The 14280-nt window shown below is 63.0% G+C and carries 12 protein-coding genes; 9 read left to right on the forward strand and 3 right to left on the reverse strand.

Going from position 1 to position 14280, the window contains the following annotated elements; genetic code table 11:
* Positions 1-128 precede the first annotated feature (128 nt).
* Positions 129-1331 (reverse strand): ROK family transcriptional regulator, encoded by a 1203-nt coding sequence (locus VUN82_22465; protein ID XAS71809.1) that lies wholly within the window; start codon positions 1329-1331, stop codon positions 129-131.
* A gap of 142 nt (positions 1332-1473) precedes the next feature.
* On the opposite strand from VUN82_22465, the gene xylA reads away from it, so the two are divergent.
* From xylA to VUN82_22500, 7 genes are all read left to right on the forward strand, one after another.
* Positions 1474-2661: a xylose isomerase gene (gene xylA / locus VUN82_22470; GenBank protein XAS71810.1), complete on the forward strand. Its 1188-nt coding sequence runs from the start codon at positions 1474-1476 to the stop codon at positions 2659-2661.
* Positions 2662-2772: 111 nt separating this feature from the next.
* Positions 2773-4203: an FGGY-family carbohydrate kinase gene (locus VUN82_22475; protein ID XAS71811.1), complete on the forward strand. Its 1431-nt coding sequence runs from the start codon at positions 2773-2775 to the stop codon at positions 4201-4203.
* Positions 4204-4271: 68 nt separating this feature from the next.
* The gene (locus tag VUN82_22480; protein XAS74772.1) at positions 4272-5255 is read left to right on the forward strand and encodes a LacI family DNA-binding transcriptional regulator; all 984 of its coding nucleotides are present in this window, start codon (positions 4272-4274) and stop codon (positions 5253-5255) included.
* 207 nt (positions 5256-5462) lie between these two features.
* The gene (gene araB / locus VUN82_22485) at positions 5463-7166 is read left to right on the forward strand and encodes a ribulokinase (GenBank protein XAS71812.1); all 1704 of its coding nucleotides are present in this window, start codon (positions 5463-5465) and stop codon (positions 7164-7166) included.
* Positions 7163-7870 (forward strand): L-ribulose-5-phosphate 4-epimerase, encoded by a 708-nt coding sequence (locus VUN82_22490; protein ID XAS71813.1) that lies wholly within the window; start codon positions 7163-7165, stop codon positions 7868-7870. The genes araB and VUN82_22490 overlap by 4 nt, the downstream gene beginning before the upstream one ends.
* Positions 7871-7905: 35 nt before the next feature.
* The gene (gene araA, locus VUN82_22495) at positions 7906-9426 is read left to right on the forward strand and encodes an L-arabinose isomerase (protein XAS71814.1); all 1521 of its coding nucleotides are present in this window, start codon (positions 7906-7908) and stop codon (positions 9424-9426) included.
* Positions 9423-10319, forward strand: coding sequence for an aldose 1-epimerase family protein (locus VUN82_22500; protein XAS71815.1), 897 nt, complete (start codon positions 9423-9425; stop codon positions 10317-10319). The genes araA and VUN82_22500 overlap by 4 nt, the downstream gene beginning before the upstream one ends.
* A 52-nt stretch (positions 10320-10371) precedes the next feature.
* Here VUN82_22500 and VUN82_22505 read toward each other — a convergent pair whose 3' ends face one another.
* On the reverse strand, positions 10372-11529 hold the full coding sequence (locus VUN82_22505; GenBank protein ID XAS71816.1) for an IS30 family transposase: 1158 nt from the start codon (positions 11527-11529) through the stop codon (positions 10372-10374).
* A gap of 78 nt (positions 11530-11607) precedes the next feature.
* The gene (locus VUN82_22510; GenBank protein XAS71817.1) at positions 11608-12624 is read right to left on the reverse strand and encodes a LacI family DNA-binding transcriptional regulator; all 1017 of its coding nucleotides are present in this window, start codon (positions 12622-12624) and stop codon (positions 11608-11610) included.
* Positions 12625-12749: 125 nt separating this feature from the next.
* Here VUN82_22510 and VUN82_22515 point away from each other — a divergent pair, with 125 nt between their 5' ends.
* Both VUN82_22515 and rhaI read left to right on the forward strand, forming a co-directional pair.
* Entirely contained in the window at positions 12750-13115 is a 366-nt protein-coding gene (locus VUN82_22515) for an L-rhamnose mutarotase (GenBank protein XAS71818.1), read from the forward strand.
* On the forward strand, positions 13112-14278 hold the full coding sequence (gene rhaI / locus VUN82_22520; protein XAS71819.1) for an L-rhamnose isomerase: 1167 nt from the start codon (positions 13112-13114) through the stop codon (positions 14276-14278). The genes VUN82_22515 and rhaI overlap by 4 nt, the downstream gene beginning before the upstream one ends.
* Positions 14279-14280: the final 2 nt, after the last annotated feature.

Consider the following 14280-nt stretch of genomic DNA (forward strand, 5'->3'; position numbering starts at 1 on the left):
CACCTGTTCGTGGGTTGAGCATGCGCGAACAAACTGACCACTTAATAGTAAGCATACTGATGATTCGCATGGAAGAACCCAGCGCAGAGATCCTGCGAATCCCCGAAAACCTCCCAGGGAAAGATGCCCTACGCGGGCTTGCCCAGAAGGAATTCGAAAGGCGATTCAATGACAGCGCGGATCACTTGACCTGCCGCACCCAGCAGCGTCCCGGAGTGCTCCAAACGGGAAACGGTGAGGCTTTCCGGCTCCAGCAGCCCCGGCGCGTACCTTTCCAAACTCGACAGCACTGCCGGTTTCAGCCAATCGGCGAGGACGGCAAAGTGGCCGCCGAGCACCACGGCTTCGATGTCCATCAGACGCGCAGAAGAGGCGAGCGCGATGCCCAGGTACCGTCCGGCGTCGCGCACTGCACGCTTGGCATGCGGCTCGTCCGCGGCCAAGGCCGCGAGCAGAAGTTCGGTTCGCTCGCCAAGTGACCCCTCCGGGATGCGGGCAGCCTCAAAAATAGCTTCCTGTCCAGCGAATGTTTCCAGGCAGCCAGCCCCTCCACAGGAACATGAGGGCCCTTCTGGATGCACCACGATGTGGCCCAACTCGCCAGCTGAGCCGCCAGGTCCCGTGTAGAGCTCCGAACCGATGATGACCCCGCCACCAACGCCGACTTCGCCCGAAACGTAGAGGAAGTCCGCCGGGCCATCGCCGTACCAAAGCTCGCCAAGGGCTGCACTGTTTGCCTCGTTGGACAGCCTGACACCGAGCGGCGCGTCTTCCAGCAACGCCTGCGGATCCAGCTGCTCGTGCTCCCAATGAAGGTTTGGAGCGGACAGGACGATGTTGCGCTGCTCATCAACCAGGCCGGGGACTGCAAGTCCGCCACCGAGGATCGTGATGCCTTCAGCAGCGGCTGCAGCTTTGGCCTGATCGGCGAGTTCACCCAGATGCTCCATGACCGCGCCGGGCTTGAGCCCCCGGTTGCGGGACTCCACTGTGGAACTGAAGCGCAAGTTTCCGCCGAGGTCCACTAGGCCAACGGCCAGATAGTCGACGTTGATTTCCATTCCTACAACGCCTCGGCGGGAGCTGAGCTCGAGGCCCTGACCTGGCCGGCCCCGCTCCCCATCGCGATACAGGCCAACCTCGGAGACGAGTCCCGACTCCACGAGGTCAGCCACCAAGCTCGATACTGCGGCCTTGGTCAGCCCTGTTCCAGCAGCCACCTGGGCGCGGCTGGGCTTGGCGTCGCCGTTGCGGGCGATCGAATCCAGGACAAGCGAAAGATTACGACGGCGGACGTCGCCTACGCGCCCGGGGGCAGCTTGCTCATTCACTCTCGCAGCCTCCTCACGGGGTTGAAAGATTTTTGCCGGTTTCCATTGACCATGATCCATCATCCCCCATATAGTTCAGATTGAAAACTAATTGGAGTGCTTTTTATCCATGGCCTCCTCGCCGCCTTGCAAAGGAGCAACAATGACCCCGCAGCCAACTCCCCAGGACCGTTTCACGTTTGGCCTTTGGACCGTGGGATGGACAGGCGCCGATCCCTTCGGCGTTGCAACCCGGGCAGCCCTGGACCCGATTGAAGCCGTCCACAAGCTCAGTGAACTCGGCGCTTACGGCATCACTTTCCACGACAATGACCTTGTCCCCTTTGACGCCAGCGCATCCGAGCGTGACCTCATCCTGAAGAACTTCAAGGGCGCAATGGCCGAAACGGGCCTCAAGGTTCCGATGGTTACCACCAACCTGTTCAGCCACCCCGTCTTCAAGGACGGCGGATTTACCTCCAACGACCGCTCCGTCCGACGCTTTGCCTTGAGCAAGATCCTGCGCAACATCGACCTCGCCGCTGAACTCGGCGCCGAGACGTTCGTGATGTGGGGCGGCCGCGAAGGCAGCGAGTACGACGGCTCCAAGGATCTCTCCGCGGCTTTGGACCGGATGAAGGAAGGCGTGGACACCGCCGCCGGATACATCAAAGAGAAGGGCTACGGCCTTCGGATTGCCCTGGAACCCAAGCCCAACGAGCCCCGCGGCGATATCTTCCTGCCCACTGTTGGCCACGGCCTGGCGTTCATCGCGCAGCTGGAACACGGCGACATCGTGGGCCTCAACCCCGAGACCGGCCACGAGCAAATGGCGGGCCTGAACTTCACCCACGGCATTGCACAGGCACTTTGGGCCGGCAAGCTCTTCCACATCGACCTCAACGGCCAGCGTGGGATCAAGTATGACCAAGACCTCGTCTTCGGCCATGGCGACCTCACCAGCGCCTTCTTCACCGTGGACCTCCTGGAGAATGGTTTCCCCAACGGCGGACCAAAGTACGATGGCCCCCGCCACTTCGATTACAAGCCCTCCCGCACCGACGGCTACGACGGCGTGTGGGAATCGGCCAAGTCCAACATGTCCATGTACCTGCTCCTGAAGGAACGCGCCCTTGCTTTCCGCGCCGATCCTGAGGTCCAGGAAGCGCTCACTACCTCGGGCGTGTTCGAGCTCGGCGAGCCCACGTTGAACGCTGGCGAAACCACTGCGGACCTGCTGGCTGACGCCAGCGCCTTCGACACGTTCGACGCCGACAAGGCCGCCGAGCGCTCGTTCGCCTTCGTCCGCCTCAACCAGCTGGCCATCGAGCACCTTCTGGGCGCGCGCTAAAAATCAGCCATTCGCATTACCGTCGCCGGGGTCACCAGGATTGCTTCATTTCGGGGCTGCCAGCCCCGGCGACGGTCCGTACCGGAACAAGTCCCCAAAGGAACAAATCGCATGCCTCTCGTCGCCGGGATCGACAGCTCCACCCAGTCCTGCAAAGTGGTCATCAGGGACTCAGACACTGGCGCCCTGGTGCGGCAGGGCCGCGCTTCGCATCCCGAGGGCACCGAGGTCCATCCAGATCACTGGTGGACTGCCCTTCAGGAAGCCATCAGCCAGGCGGGCGGCTTGGACGACGTCGATGCTGTCTCGGTGGGTGGCCAGCAGCATGGAATGGTGTGCCTGGACGAATCAGGAAGCGTGGTCCGCCCAGCGCTGCTGTGGAATGACACCCGATCCGCGCTGGACGCGGAAGAGCTGATCCTGGAAGCCGGCGAAGGTGATCCCGCGGCGGGAGCCGCATATTGGGCGGCCAGCACGGGGACCGTGCCCGTGGCATCCCTTACGGCCACCAAACTACGGTGGCTGGCTCGAAACGAGCCCGAGAATGCCCGACGCACTGCGGCCGCTTGCCTCCCGCACGACTGGCTGTCCTGGCGTTTGGCCGGTCATGGGCCGGGTACAGGGCCGTCATCTCTGGAGTTACTCCGGACTGATCGATCCGATGCTTCCGGCACAGGATACTTCTCCGCCGAGACGGGGGAATACTTGCCGGAAGTCTTGAAAAGCACGCTCGGCCATGTCCCGGTGCTGCCGGCCGTCGTCGGGCCTTTAGATGCCGCCGGAAAGATGCCGAACGGTGCCTTGATCGGGCCAGGCGCAGGCGATAACGCCGCAGCGGGGCTGGGAGTCAGCGCCGCCGTCGGGGATGTTGTTATCTCGATCGGAACGTCCGGAACTGTCTTCGCTGTCTCGGACGTGCCGGCACGGGATGCGAGTGGGCTGGTGGCAGGATTTGCCGATGCCACGGGGAATTACCTGCCTCTTGCCTGTACGCTCAACGCCACCCGGATCTTCGATGCCACCGCTGCGTTGCTCGGCGTGGATCTGCCGGAACTCGGCAAGCTGGCCCTATCCGCGGCGGAAGGAGCCGTCGGCCTGACCCTGGTGCCGTACTTTGAAGGCGAACGGACGCCCAATCTTCCGGACGCCACAGGCTCCCTTCATGGGCTCACGGTTTCCAACTACACGCCCGCCAACCTGGCCAGGGCCGCCGTCGAGGGTGTGTTGTGCTCCCTGGCCGATGGCCTCGCCGCCCTGCAAGCGCAAGGCGTGGCGGCCCGACGCATCATCCTTGTGGGCGGTGGCGCCCAGTCCGAAGCTGTACAGCAGGTTGCCGCTGAGGTCTTCGGATTGCCGGTCTTCGTACCCGCCCCTGGGGAGTATGTGGCAGACGGTGCGGCACGGCAAGCAGCTGGCGTCCTCTCGGGAAAGCTGCCCGATTGGCCCCTTGAAGGAATCGAGGTTGCTGCGTCCAAGGCAACCGGGACCCCCGGGTTCCTGACGAGGTACCGCCATTACGCCGCCAAGGCAGCCATGGGCTGATCACCGCGCAGGTGCTCTATCGTGACAGGGTGAGCACTGAACAATCCGCACCAAGCAGGCCCCCTGTCATGGAGGACGTCGCCCGTGTTGCCGGCGTTTCCCACCAAACAGTGTCCCGTGTTCTGAACAACCACCCCAACGTGAGCCCAAAGACCCGCGAGCGCGTCGAGCAGGCCATCACTGAACTTGGGTACCGCCGCAACACCGCTGCACGCAGCTTGGTGACCCGGCGCTCCCAGACCATTGGTGTCCTGGGCAGTGAGTTGGCGCAGTACGGCCCGTCCCACACCCTCCTCGGAGTGCAGCAGGCCGCCAGGGACGCAGGGTACTTTGTCAGTGTCGCTGGCCTTCGGGAAGTCACGCCGGAGACCATCAGGGACGCCATGGCGCATTTCATGGACCAAGGCGTGGACGGCATCGTCGTAACAGTGCCGCATCCTGGGACCTTTGACGTCCTCAAGGACATCACCGCCCAAGTGCCGCTGGTAGCCGTGGGCTCTCTCGGCGACGAGCACCTCAGCGGCGCCACCGTCGACCAGCGCGGAGGAGCCCGGCTTGCTGTCCAGCACCTCCTTGAGCTGGGTCACAAGCACATCGGGCATCTTTCCGGGCCAGCTGATTGGATTGACGCAGTTGCCCGCACCGAGGGCTGGCGGGACGCGCTGCGTGAGGCCCGCTTGGAACCAGCGGCCCTCATAGAGGGCGACTGGAGTGCCGAATGCGGCTATCGCGAGGGCCTGAAAATAGCCGCCGAACGTTCCATGACGGCGTTGTTTGTGGCCAACGACCAGATGGCTCTGGGGGTGCTCCGGGCGTTCCATGAAGCCGGTGTCCAGGTCCCCTCCGATATCAGTGTTGTGGGCTTCGACGATCAACCCGAAGCCGCTTACTTCATCCCGCCGCTAACTACCGTGGCCCAGGACTTTGAGGAACTAGGCCAGCGCTGCATCGGCTTGCTACTGGATCGCTTGGAGACCGGCACTACGGGTACCCCAGTGACTGTGAAGCCCCGGCTCGTTGTCCGGTCCACGACGGCGCGGCTCGCTGAATAGCCCAAGTAAGTCGCAGCAGAGCGCGTTCTGGACGTTCAAAACGCGCTGATCTGCGACTTGGTTGGGTCGGAGTGTCTGAAACAGCCCCACATGACGCCCATCCTCTTGACATCAAAGTTGTGAGCGCTAACAATTGCATCAGACCTTCTTCATTTCTTCCACCCCGACCCCCGGCAATGAGGCCTTGGCCAGCCGGATGGAGACCCCATGAATACCACTGAAAATCTCCCGCTCGACGAGCAGTTTGTCATCGGCGTGGACTACGGCACTTTGTCTGGTCGCGCCGTCGTCGTGCGCGTCTCGGACGGTGCCGAACTCGGCAGCGGCGTGTTCGAATATCCGCACGCCGTTGTGTCCGACCGCCTGCCCACAACTGGTCAGCGGCTGCCCGCCGACTGGGCGCTCCAAGTGCCCAACGACTACCGCGACGTCCTGCGCAACGCGGTACCGGCCGCCGTCGCCGATGCCGGAATCAACCCGGAACATGTGGTGGGCATCGCCACTGACTTCACCGCTTGCACCATGGTCCCGACGACGGCGGACGGCACTCCGCTGAACGAACTGGAACGCTTCGCGGACCGTCCTCACGCTTACGTCAAGCTGTGGCGTCACCACGCCGCGCAGCCGCAGGCCGACCGCATTAACAAGCTCGCCGAAGAACGTGGAGAGGCATGGCTTCCCCGGTATGGCGGCCTGATCTCTTCAGAGTGGGAGTTCGCCAAGGGCTTGCAGCTGCTTGAGGAAGATCCCGACGTTTACAGCGCCATGGATCATTGGGTTGAGGCAGCCGACTGGATCGTCTGGCAGCTGTGCGGCAGCTACGTTCGAAATGCCTGCACCGCTGGCTACAAGGGCATCTACCAGGACGGCAAGTACCCGTCGGAGGATTTCCTCGCCGCCCTGAACCCCGACTTCAAGGGCTTCGTATCTGAAAAACTGGAGCACACCATCGGCCGCTTGGGCGACGCCGCAGGCTACCTCACGGAAGAGGCAGCCGCCTGGACCGGCTTGCCTGCGGGAATTGCCGTAGCGGTGGGCAATGTGGACGCCCACGTCAGCGCTCCCGCAGCCAACGCTGTTGAGCCGGGACAACTCGTGGCCATCATGGGCACGTCCACATGCCACGTCATGAACGGTGACGTCCTGCGTGAAGTCCCGGGCATGTGCGGCGTCGTGGATGGCGGCATCGTGGACGGATTGTGGGGCTATGAAGCCGGACAATCCGGAGTTGGCGATATCTTCGGCTGGTTCACCAAGAACGGCGTTCCCCCTCACTACCACCAAGCAGCAGCCGCCAAGGGCCTGGGCATCCACGAATACCTCACCGAACTCGCAGAGAAGCAGGCGATCGGCGAGCACGGCCTGATCGCCCTGGACTGGCACTCAGGCAACCGCTCAGTGCTGGTGGATCACGAACTGTCGGGCGTCATAGTGGGCCAAACCCTGGCCACAAAGCCAGAAGACACCTACCGCGCGCTGCTGGAGGCCACGGCCTTCGGCACCCGGACCATCGTGGATGCATTCCGTGATTCCGGGGTACCGGTCAAGGAGTTCATCGTGGCTGGCGGACTATTGAAGAACAAGTTCCTGATGCAGGTCTACGCAGACATCACTGGCCTGCAGCTCTCCACGATCGGCTCGGAGCAGGGGCCTGCCCTCGGCTCGGCAATCCACGCCGCTGTAGCTGCCGGGAAGTACCAGGACATCCGCGAAGCGGCGGCATCCATGGCAGCTGCCCCGGGCGCTGTGTACACGCCGATCCCTGAAAATGTCAGGGCCTACGAGGCACTTTTCCAGGAATACCGCACCCTGCACGACTACTTCGGCCGCGGGACCAACAGCGTCATGCACCGCCTGAAGGCAATTCAGCGCGCTGCCCACACCGCCATCACAGAAGGGGTCAACGCATGAGCACGCTCTTGGAAACCATCGCGAAAGTCCGGCGCGAAGTCTGCGACCTCCACGCTGAGCTGACCCGCTACAAGCTGGTTGTCTGGACTGCGGGCAACGTCTCCGGACGGATCCCTGGCTACGACCTCATGGTCATCAAGCCCTCCGGTGTCTCCTATGACGAGCTGACCCCCGAGCACATGGTGGTCACGGACCTTTACGGGACTCCCGTCAGGGGCATCAACATCGGAAGCGGCGGAACCGTTGACTGGGGCAACCCGGACCTCTCCCCGTCCTCTGACACTGCAGCCCATGCCTACGTCTACCGGCACATGCCCGAGGTTGGCGGAGTGGTGCACACCCACTCCACCTATGCCACGGCCTGGGCAGCCCGGGGCGAAGAGATCCCCTGCGTGCTGACCATGATGGGCGACGAGTTCGGCGGCCCGATCCCGGTAGGCCCGTTCGCACTGATCGGAGACGATTCGATCGGACAGGGAATCGTGGAGACCCTCAAGAACTCCCACTCCCCCGCCGTGCTCATGCAGAACCACGGACCTTTCACCATCGGCAAGGACGCGAGGTCCGCGGTGAAGGCAGCCGTGATGTGCGAGGAAGTGGCAAAGACGGTGCACGTCTCCCGGCAACTCGGCGAACCCCTCCCCATTGACCAGGCCAAGATCGACTCGCTCTACAACCGCTACCAAAACGTCTACGGCCGCTAAAGCGGACGACCACCACACTTTCAGGAGCCATGAAAATGCCCAGCGCCAACAATACGTCCCTTGATCAGTACGAGGTCTGGTTCCTCACCGGCAGCCAGCACCTCTACGGCGAAGACGTCCTCAAGCAGGTCGCCTCGCAATCGCAGGAGATTGCCAACTCCCTCAACGATTCCTCGGACGTGCCGGTCAAGCTCGTGTGGAAGCCGGTCCTCACAGATACCGACGCCATCCGCCGCACCGCGCTGGAAGCGAACTCGAACGATTCCGTGATCGGCGTGACCGCCTGGATGCACACGTTCAGCCCGGCCAAGATGTGGATCCAGGGCCTGGACGCCCTGCGCAAGCCGCTCCTGCACCTGCACACACAGGCCAACCGTGACCTGCCGTGGGCCGATATCGACTTCGACTTCATGAACCTGAACCAGGCAGCGCACGGCGACCGTGAATTCGGGTATATCCAGTCGCGCCTCGGCGTGCCGCGGAAGACCGTCGTCGGGCATGTCAGTAACCCTGACATTGCCCGCCAGGTAGGCGCCTGGCAGCGCGCCTCGGCCGGTTGGGCCGCTGTGCGGACGCTGAAGCTGACCCGTTTCGGCGACAACATGCGCAACGTCGCCGTCACCGAAGGCGACAAGACCGAAGCCGAGCTGCGCTTCGGCGTCTCGGTCAACACCTGGTCCGTGAACGAACTCGCCGACGCCGTTCACGGCGCTGCGGAGTCCGACGTCGACGCCCTGGTTGCCGAGTATGAGAACCTCTACGAGGTGGTTCCGGAACTGCAAAAAGACGGTGCGCGGCACGAGTCGCTGCGCTACAGCGCGAGGATCGAACTCGGTCTCCGCAGCTTCCTGGAAGCGAACGGCTCAGCCGCGTTCACGACGTCGTTCGAGGACCTGGGCGAACTCCGCCAGCTCCCCGGCATGGCAGTCCAGCGGCTCATGGCTGACGGCTACGGCTTTGGCGCCGAGGGCGACTGGAAGACCGCCATCCTGGTCCGCGCCGCCAAGGTCATGGGCGCGGGGCTGCCCGGCGGCGCCTCGCTCATGGAGGACTACACCTACCACCTTGAGCCCGGCTCGGAGAAGATCCTGGGCGCGCACATGCTGGAGGTCTGCCCCTCCCTGACCGCAAAGAAGCCACGTGTGGAGATCCACCCGCTGGGCATTGGCGGCAAGGAAGACCCCGTACGCATGGTGTTCGATACGGACGCCGGCCCCGGCATTGTGGTCGCACTGTCCGACATGCGCGATCGATTCCGCTTGGTAGCGAATGTGGTGGACGTCGTCGATCTCGACCAGCCGCTGCCCAACCTTCCGGTGGCCCGCGCACTGTGGGAGCCCAAGCCCAACTTCGCAACGTCGGCCGCAGCCTGGCTCACTGCCGGCGCCGCCCACCACACGGTACTGTCTACGCAGGTGGGCCTGGAGGTGTTCGAGGACTTCGCCGAAATCGCCAAGACTGAACTCCTGACCATCGACGAGGACACCACCATCAAACAGTTCAAGAAGGAACTGAACTGGAACGCCGCCTACTACAAGCTGGCCGGCGGCCTGTGAGCAGCGAATTCACGCTGGAGTCCGGCGGTTACCGGGCTGTCATCACAGCCCGGGCCGCGGCGCTGCGTGTTTTGCAGTTCCAGGGCCGCGACCTCGTGGTTCCCTTTGCGGCCGGCGAACCAATCCCGGATTACCGGGGAATCATCGCGGCGCCGTGGCCCAACCGGATTGCCGACGGTGCCTATCGTTTCAATGGCAAGGTGCATCACTTGCCCGTCAACGAACCGGACCGGGGCACGTCCTTGCACGGCCTCGCATTTCCCCTGGATTGGGTACTGAAAGAGTCCGACGCCGATTCACTCACGTTGACCTGCACAGTTGGGCCCACGCCGGGATACCCGTTCGTACTGGAGCTCTCGGCTCGGTACGTGTTGGACGACGCCGGGCTGCACACGCGGGTAACTGCCTTGAACGCAGCCGACGCTCCGGCACCGTACGGCGTGTGCCCGCACCCTTATCTCGTGGCCGGGTCGTCGCCGCTGGATCAGTGTGTCCTCGATTTTGCTGCGGATAGCTTCCTTGAGGTCACCCCTGACAGGCTGCTGCCCGTTGGTGTTGTGGGAGTTGAGGGCCACGCTTTCGATTTCCGGACCCCGCGCGCCATCGGCACCACTGAGATCGACCATGCGTTCACAGGAATAGCGTTCGACGGCGGGCTGGCGCGGCTTTCGCTGCGCGACCCGGCGGGCACCGGCGTCGGGATGTCCTGGGACGAAAGCTGCCCATGGCTGCAGATCCATACGGCTGACAAGCCGGCACCGCTTCCAAACCGGTTGGGCTTGGCCGTAGAGCCGATGACCTGCCCGCCCGACTCGTTCAACAGCGGTACTGACCTGATCCGCCTGGAACCCGGTGCCGAGCACACTTCGGCGTGGAGCATCTACGCCCTGTAGTTACCCGACTGGGTAGCAGTAGTGCGCGTTCTGAGCGGGCGGTTTCTAGCGGTTATCGCAACAGGAAGGTTCTGATCATCTCATTGGGGGTGCAGAAGTCGAATCGTTGGCGGGGTCTGTCGTTGAGTTCGTGGGCGACGTAGTCGAGGTCTGTTTGGCTGTAGATGCTTAGGTCTGAGCCTTTGGGGAAGTACTGGCGCAGGAGCCCGTTGGTGTTCTCGTTCGAGCCGCGTTGCCAAGGTGAGTGGGGATCGCAGAAGTAGATATCGATATCGGCTGCGATCTTCACTTCCTTGTGCCTGCGCATCTCGGTGCCTTGGTCCCAGGTCAGGGAGGGCCTCAGTTCCTCGGGAAGGGCGCCCATTTTGCGGATCAGCCCATCCCGAACGGACTCCGCACGGTTTTCTCCGGTCGGGACATGGAGGAGCATCACGAACCCGGTCGTGCGCTCCACTACGGTGCCGATGGCGGTTTTCCCGTCCTTGCCTACGATCAAGTCGCCTTCCCAATGTCCTGGCACGGCACGGTCTTCGACCTCCGCGGGGCGGTCGGCGATCATGACCTTGTCCTGGATTCTGCCGCGGCGTTCGTCGGGGCGGCGTTGGGGTTTGCGCAGGGTCCGGCCGGTGCGCAGGTTCTTGACCAGTTCCCGCTTCAGTCCGCCCCGGGACTCAAGATAGAGGGACTGGTAGATGGTCTCGTGTGACACCCACATCTCCGGGTTGTTCGGGAAGTCCTTGCGGAGTCTGCCGGCGATCTGGACCGGTGAGTCTTTCTTGCCGAGCCGCTTTTCGACTTCCTCGCGCAGGGTTTGGTTGCTGTTGAGCTTAGCGGTCTTGGGCCGAGCTGCCCGGGCGTGGGCACGAGCATGGGCGGTGGTAGCCCGGTAGAAAAAGACCTTGTCAGCGTTCCGCCGCAGCTCCCGGGAGATCGTTGACGGGGACCGGCCCAACCGTCTGGCGATCTCACGGACCGATTCCTTGCCCCGCCATAAGGAGATCAACTCCCGCTCCTCGAAAGACAGGGAACGGCCGGTCAGGGCCCGGCCCCTGCGGGGCCGGACCCCTCCCGAGGACCTCAGCTCACGGCGGACCGTCGTCACGGACCACCCGACGGACGCACCTGCATCTTCGAAACGCGCGCCGTCGGAAACCTGCTGCCAGAAAGACTGAACAACCTCAGCAACCAAACGATTCGTAAACTTCACCATGGCAATCGACACCCTTCAATAATCAGGTGTTGCGATCACAGCATGATTCAGCGCGTTCAAAACGCGCACTGCTGCGACCTACTTGGGCGTGCCGGACGTGCTTTGACGCACCACGAGCTCCGGCGTGAACACCACGGCCCGGTGTTTGGTTCCGCCGCTTTCCTGCTCCTCCGCCAGCAACTCGATCGCGGTGCGGCCCAAGGCCTCGGTGGGCTGGCGGATGGAGGACAAGGGTACGACGGCGGAGACGGCGAAGTCGATGTCGTCGTAGCCAATCAGGGCAATATCCTCGGGGATCTTGATAGTCCGGAGCATGGTCACGGACTGCATGACGCCGAGCGCCAGGAGGTCGTTGGAACAGAACACGGCTTCGGGCCTTTCGTCCGGAGACCGCTCCACCAAATCGTTGCCCACTTGGCGCCCCGCAAGGACGGTCTGCCCTGCGGAATCCAGGACCTCGATGGTCGCCCCAGCTACTTCTGCGACGGCCCGCTGCGCGCCGTTGAGTCGGTTGGCTACCTGGCGAATTGATGGGGTACCAACAAAAGCCAGACGACGGCGGCCCGTGTCCAGCAGGTGCTGGGCGGCAAGATATCCGCCTTCTTCGTCATCCACGGAGACTGAGCTGCACCGCTCGGTGTCGGCGAGTTGGTCCACCAGGACGGTTGGCACGCCGCGTTCACGCAGCGTATCGATCCGATCCCCAACGTCCCCTACGGGCGAGATCAGCAGGCCCTGGACCCGCTGTTCCTGGAACAGGTCCATGTAATGGACTTCCCGGGAAGCGTCCTGGCCGCTGTCCCCCACCAGCACGACGCTGCCCAGGGCTGTCGCCGCATCTTCCGCCGCGCGAGCCAAGGAGGAGAAGAACGGGTTGCCCACGTCCAGTACGATCAGTCCGATGGTTCGGCTCTGCCCTGCGCGGAGTTGGCGTGCGGCGTCGTTGCGGACGAAGCCGAGTTCGGCGATGGATTTGAGGACTCGCTCCTTGGTCCTTTGCGATACGCGGTCCGGATAGTTCAGCACGTTGGAAACAGTTCCCACGGCCACTTGTGCGTGGGTGGCAACGTCTTTGATGCTCGCTGTTTGGGACATGCTTTCCAATCTCCGCCGGTTGTCATCGATATACAGGAAACGCCTTGACACCCTCCTTCTCACGAGGGTAGTTTGAATCGTAACAAATGAAACGATTCAAAGACGAGTGACCTGGAGAACCGCACATGAGGGTCTGTTTCCGCTCTTCCGTCCAGCCGGAGCTGATAGACGAATACAAGCGCCGGCACGCAGCCGTTTGGCCGGAAATGCTGCACGCCCTCAAGGACGCGGGATGGAATAACTACTCGCTGTTCCTGGCTCCCGACGGGCAACTGATCGGATACCTGGAATGTGACGACTACCAGGCCGCGCAAGCCCGGATGGTCATGACCGACGTCAACGCCCGCTGGCAGGCCGAAATGGCAACCCTGTTCTCGAACAGCGACCTGCCTCCGGACCAGGGATTCGAAATCGTCGAAGAAGTTTTCAATCTTGAGGATCAACTGGCCAAGGCCAGCACTGTCGCAACCCACCAGAAGGAACAAGCATGAACACCACAGAATCGGCCCTGGGCCGCTTGGGAGAACTGGCCATTGAAGTGCCATCCTGGGCCTACGGAAATTCGGGGACCCGGTTCAAGGTCTTCGGCACTCCAGGTACACCCCGCACCGTCCAGGAAAAGATCGCCGACGCCGCCAAGGTCCACGAGCTGACGGGCCTGGCGCCCACCGTTGCACTGCACATTCCGTGGGACAAGGTTGATGACTACTCTGCGCTGCGCGAATACGCGGCAGGACTGGGCGTTGGACTGGGCACCATCAACTCCAACACGTTCCAGGACGACGAGTACAAATTCGGTTCCCTGACCTCGTCCAAGGAGTCTGTGCGCCGCCGGGCGATCGACCACCATCTTGAGTGCATCCAGATCATGGATGCCACCGGATCAAAGGACCTGAAGATCTGGTTGGCCGACGGCACCAACTACCCCGGCCAGGACGATATGCGCGGCCGCCAGGATCGCCTCGCGGAATCCCTCCAGGAGATCTACGCAGCCCTCGGCGACGAGCAACGGCTGGTCCTGGAGTACAAGTTCTTCGAGCCGGCTTTCTATCACACCGATGTTCCGGACTGGGGCACGTCCTACGCCCAGACCCTTGCCCTCGGCGAGAAGGCCTTCGTCTGCCTGGACACCGGCCACCACGCTCCAGGGACCAACATCGAGTTCATCGTCATGCAGCTCCTTCGTCTGGGCAAGCTCGGCTCGTTCGACTTCAACTCCCGTTTCTACGCCGATGACGACCTCATCGTGGGCGCGGCTGATCCGTTCCAGCTGTTCCGCATCATGCACGAGGTGATCCGCGGCGGCGGTTTCGGGAAGGATTCAGGCGTTGCCCTGATGCTGGACCAGTGCCACAACCTGGAAGAGAAGATCCCGGGCCAGATCCGCTCGGTCCTGAACGTCCAGGAAATGACGGCCCGCGCACTGCTCGTGGATACCGCAGCATTGTCAGAGGCCCAGCGTGCCGGGGATGTCCTGGCCGCAAACGGCATCTTCAATGATGCCTTCTACACCGACGTCCGCCCTGTCCTTGCGGAGTGGCGTGAGTCCCGCGGCCTACCTGCCGACCCGATCGCTGCCTACAAGGCCAGTGGCTACCAGAAGAAGATCAACGAGGACCGCGCAGGCGGCCAGCAAGCCGGATGGGGCGCATAACA

The organism is Micrococcaceae bacterium Sec5.1, assembly GCA_039636795.1.
Classification (GTDB): domain Bacteria; phylum Actinomycetota; class Actinomycetes; order Actinomycetales; family Micrococcaceae; genus Arthrobacter.

Coding starts and splice junctions, on each gene's coding strand:
- VUN82_22515 (XAS71818.1), top strand. CDS start 12,750: ATGAGGGTCTGTTTCCGCTCTTCCGTCCAGCCGGAGCTGATAGACGAA.
- rhaI (XAS71819.1), top strand. CDS start 13,112: ATGAACACCACAGAATCGGCCCTGGGCCGCTTGGGAGAACTGGCCATT.
- araA (XAS71814.1), top strand. CDS start 7,906: ATGCCCAGCGCCAACAATACGTCCCTTGATCAGTACGAGGTCTGGTTC.
- VUN82_22510 (XAS71817.1), bottom strand. CDS start 12,624: ATGTCCCAAACAGCGAGCATCAAAGACGTTGCCACCCACGCACAAGTG.
- VUN82_22505 (XAS71816.1), bottom strand. CDS start 11,529: ATGGTGAAGTTTACGAATCGTTTGGTTGCTGAGGTTGTTCAGTCTTTC.
- xylA (XAS71810.1), top strand. CDS start 1,474: ATGACCCCGCAGCCAACTCCCCAGGACCGTTTCACGTTTGGCCTTTGG.
- VUN82_22490 (XAS71813.1), top strand. CDS start 7,163: ATGAGCACGCTCTTGGAAACCATCGCGAAAGTCCGGCGCGAAGTCTGC.
- VUN82_22480 (XAS74772.1), top strand. CDS start 4,272: ATGGAGGACGTCGCCCGTGTTGCCGGCGTTTCCCACCAAACAGTGTCC.
- VUN82_22475 (XAS71811.1), top strand. CDS start 2,773: ATGCCTCTCGTCGCCGGGATCGACAGCTCCACCCAGTCCTGCAAAGTG.
- araB (XAS71812.1), top strand. CDS start 5,463: ATGAATACCACTGAAAATCTCCCGCTCGACGAGCAGTTTGTCATCGGC.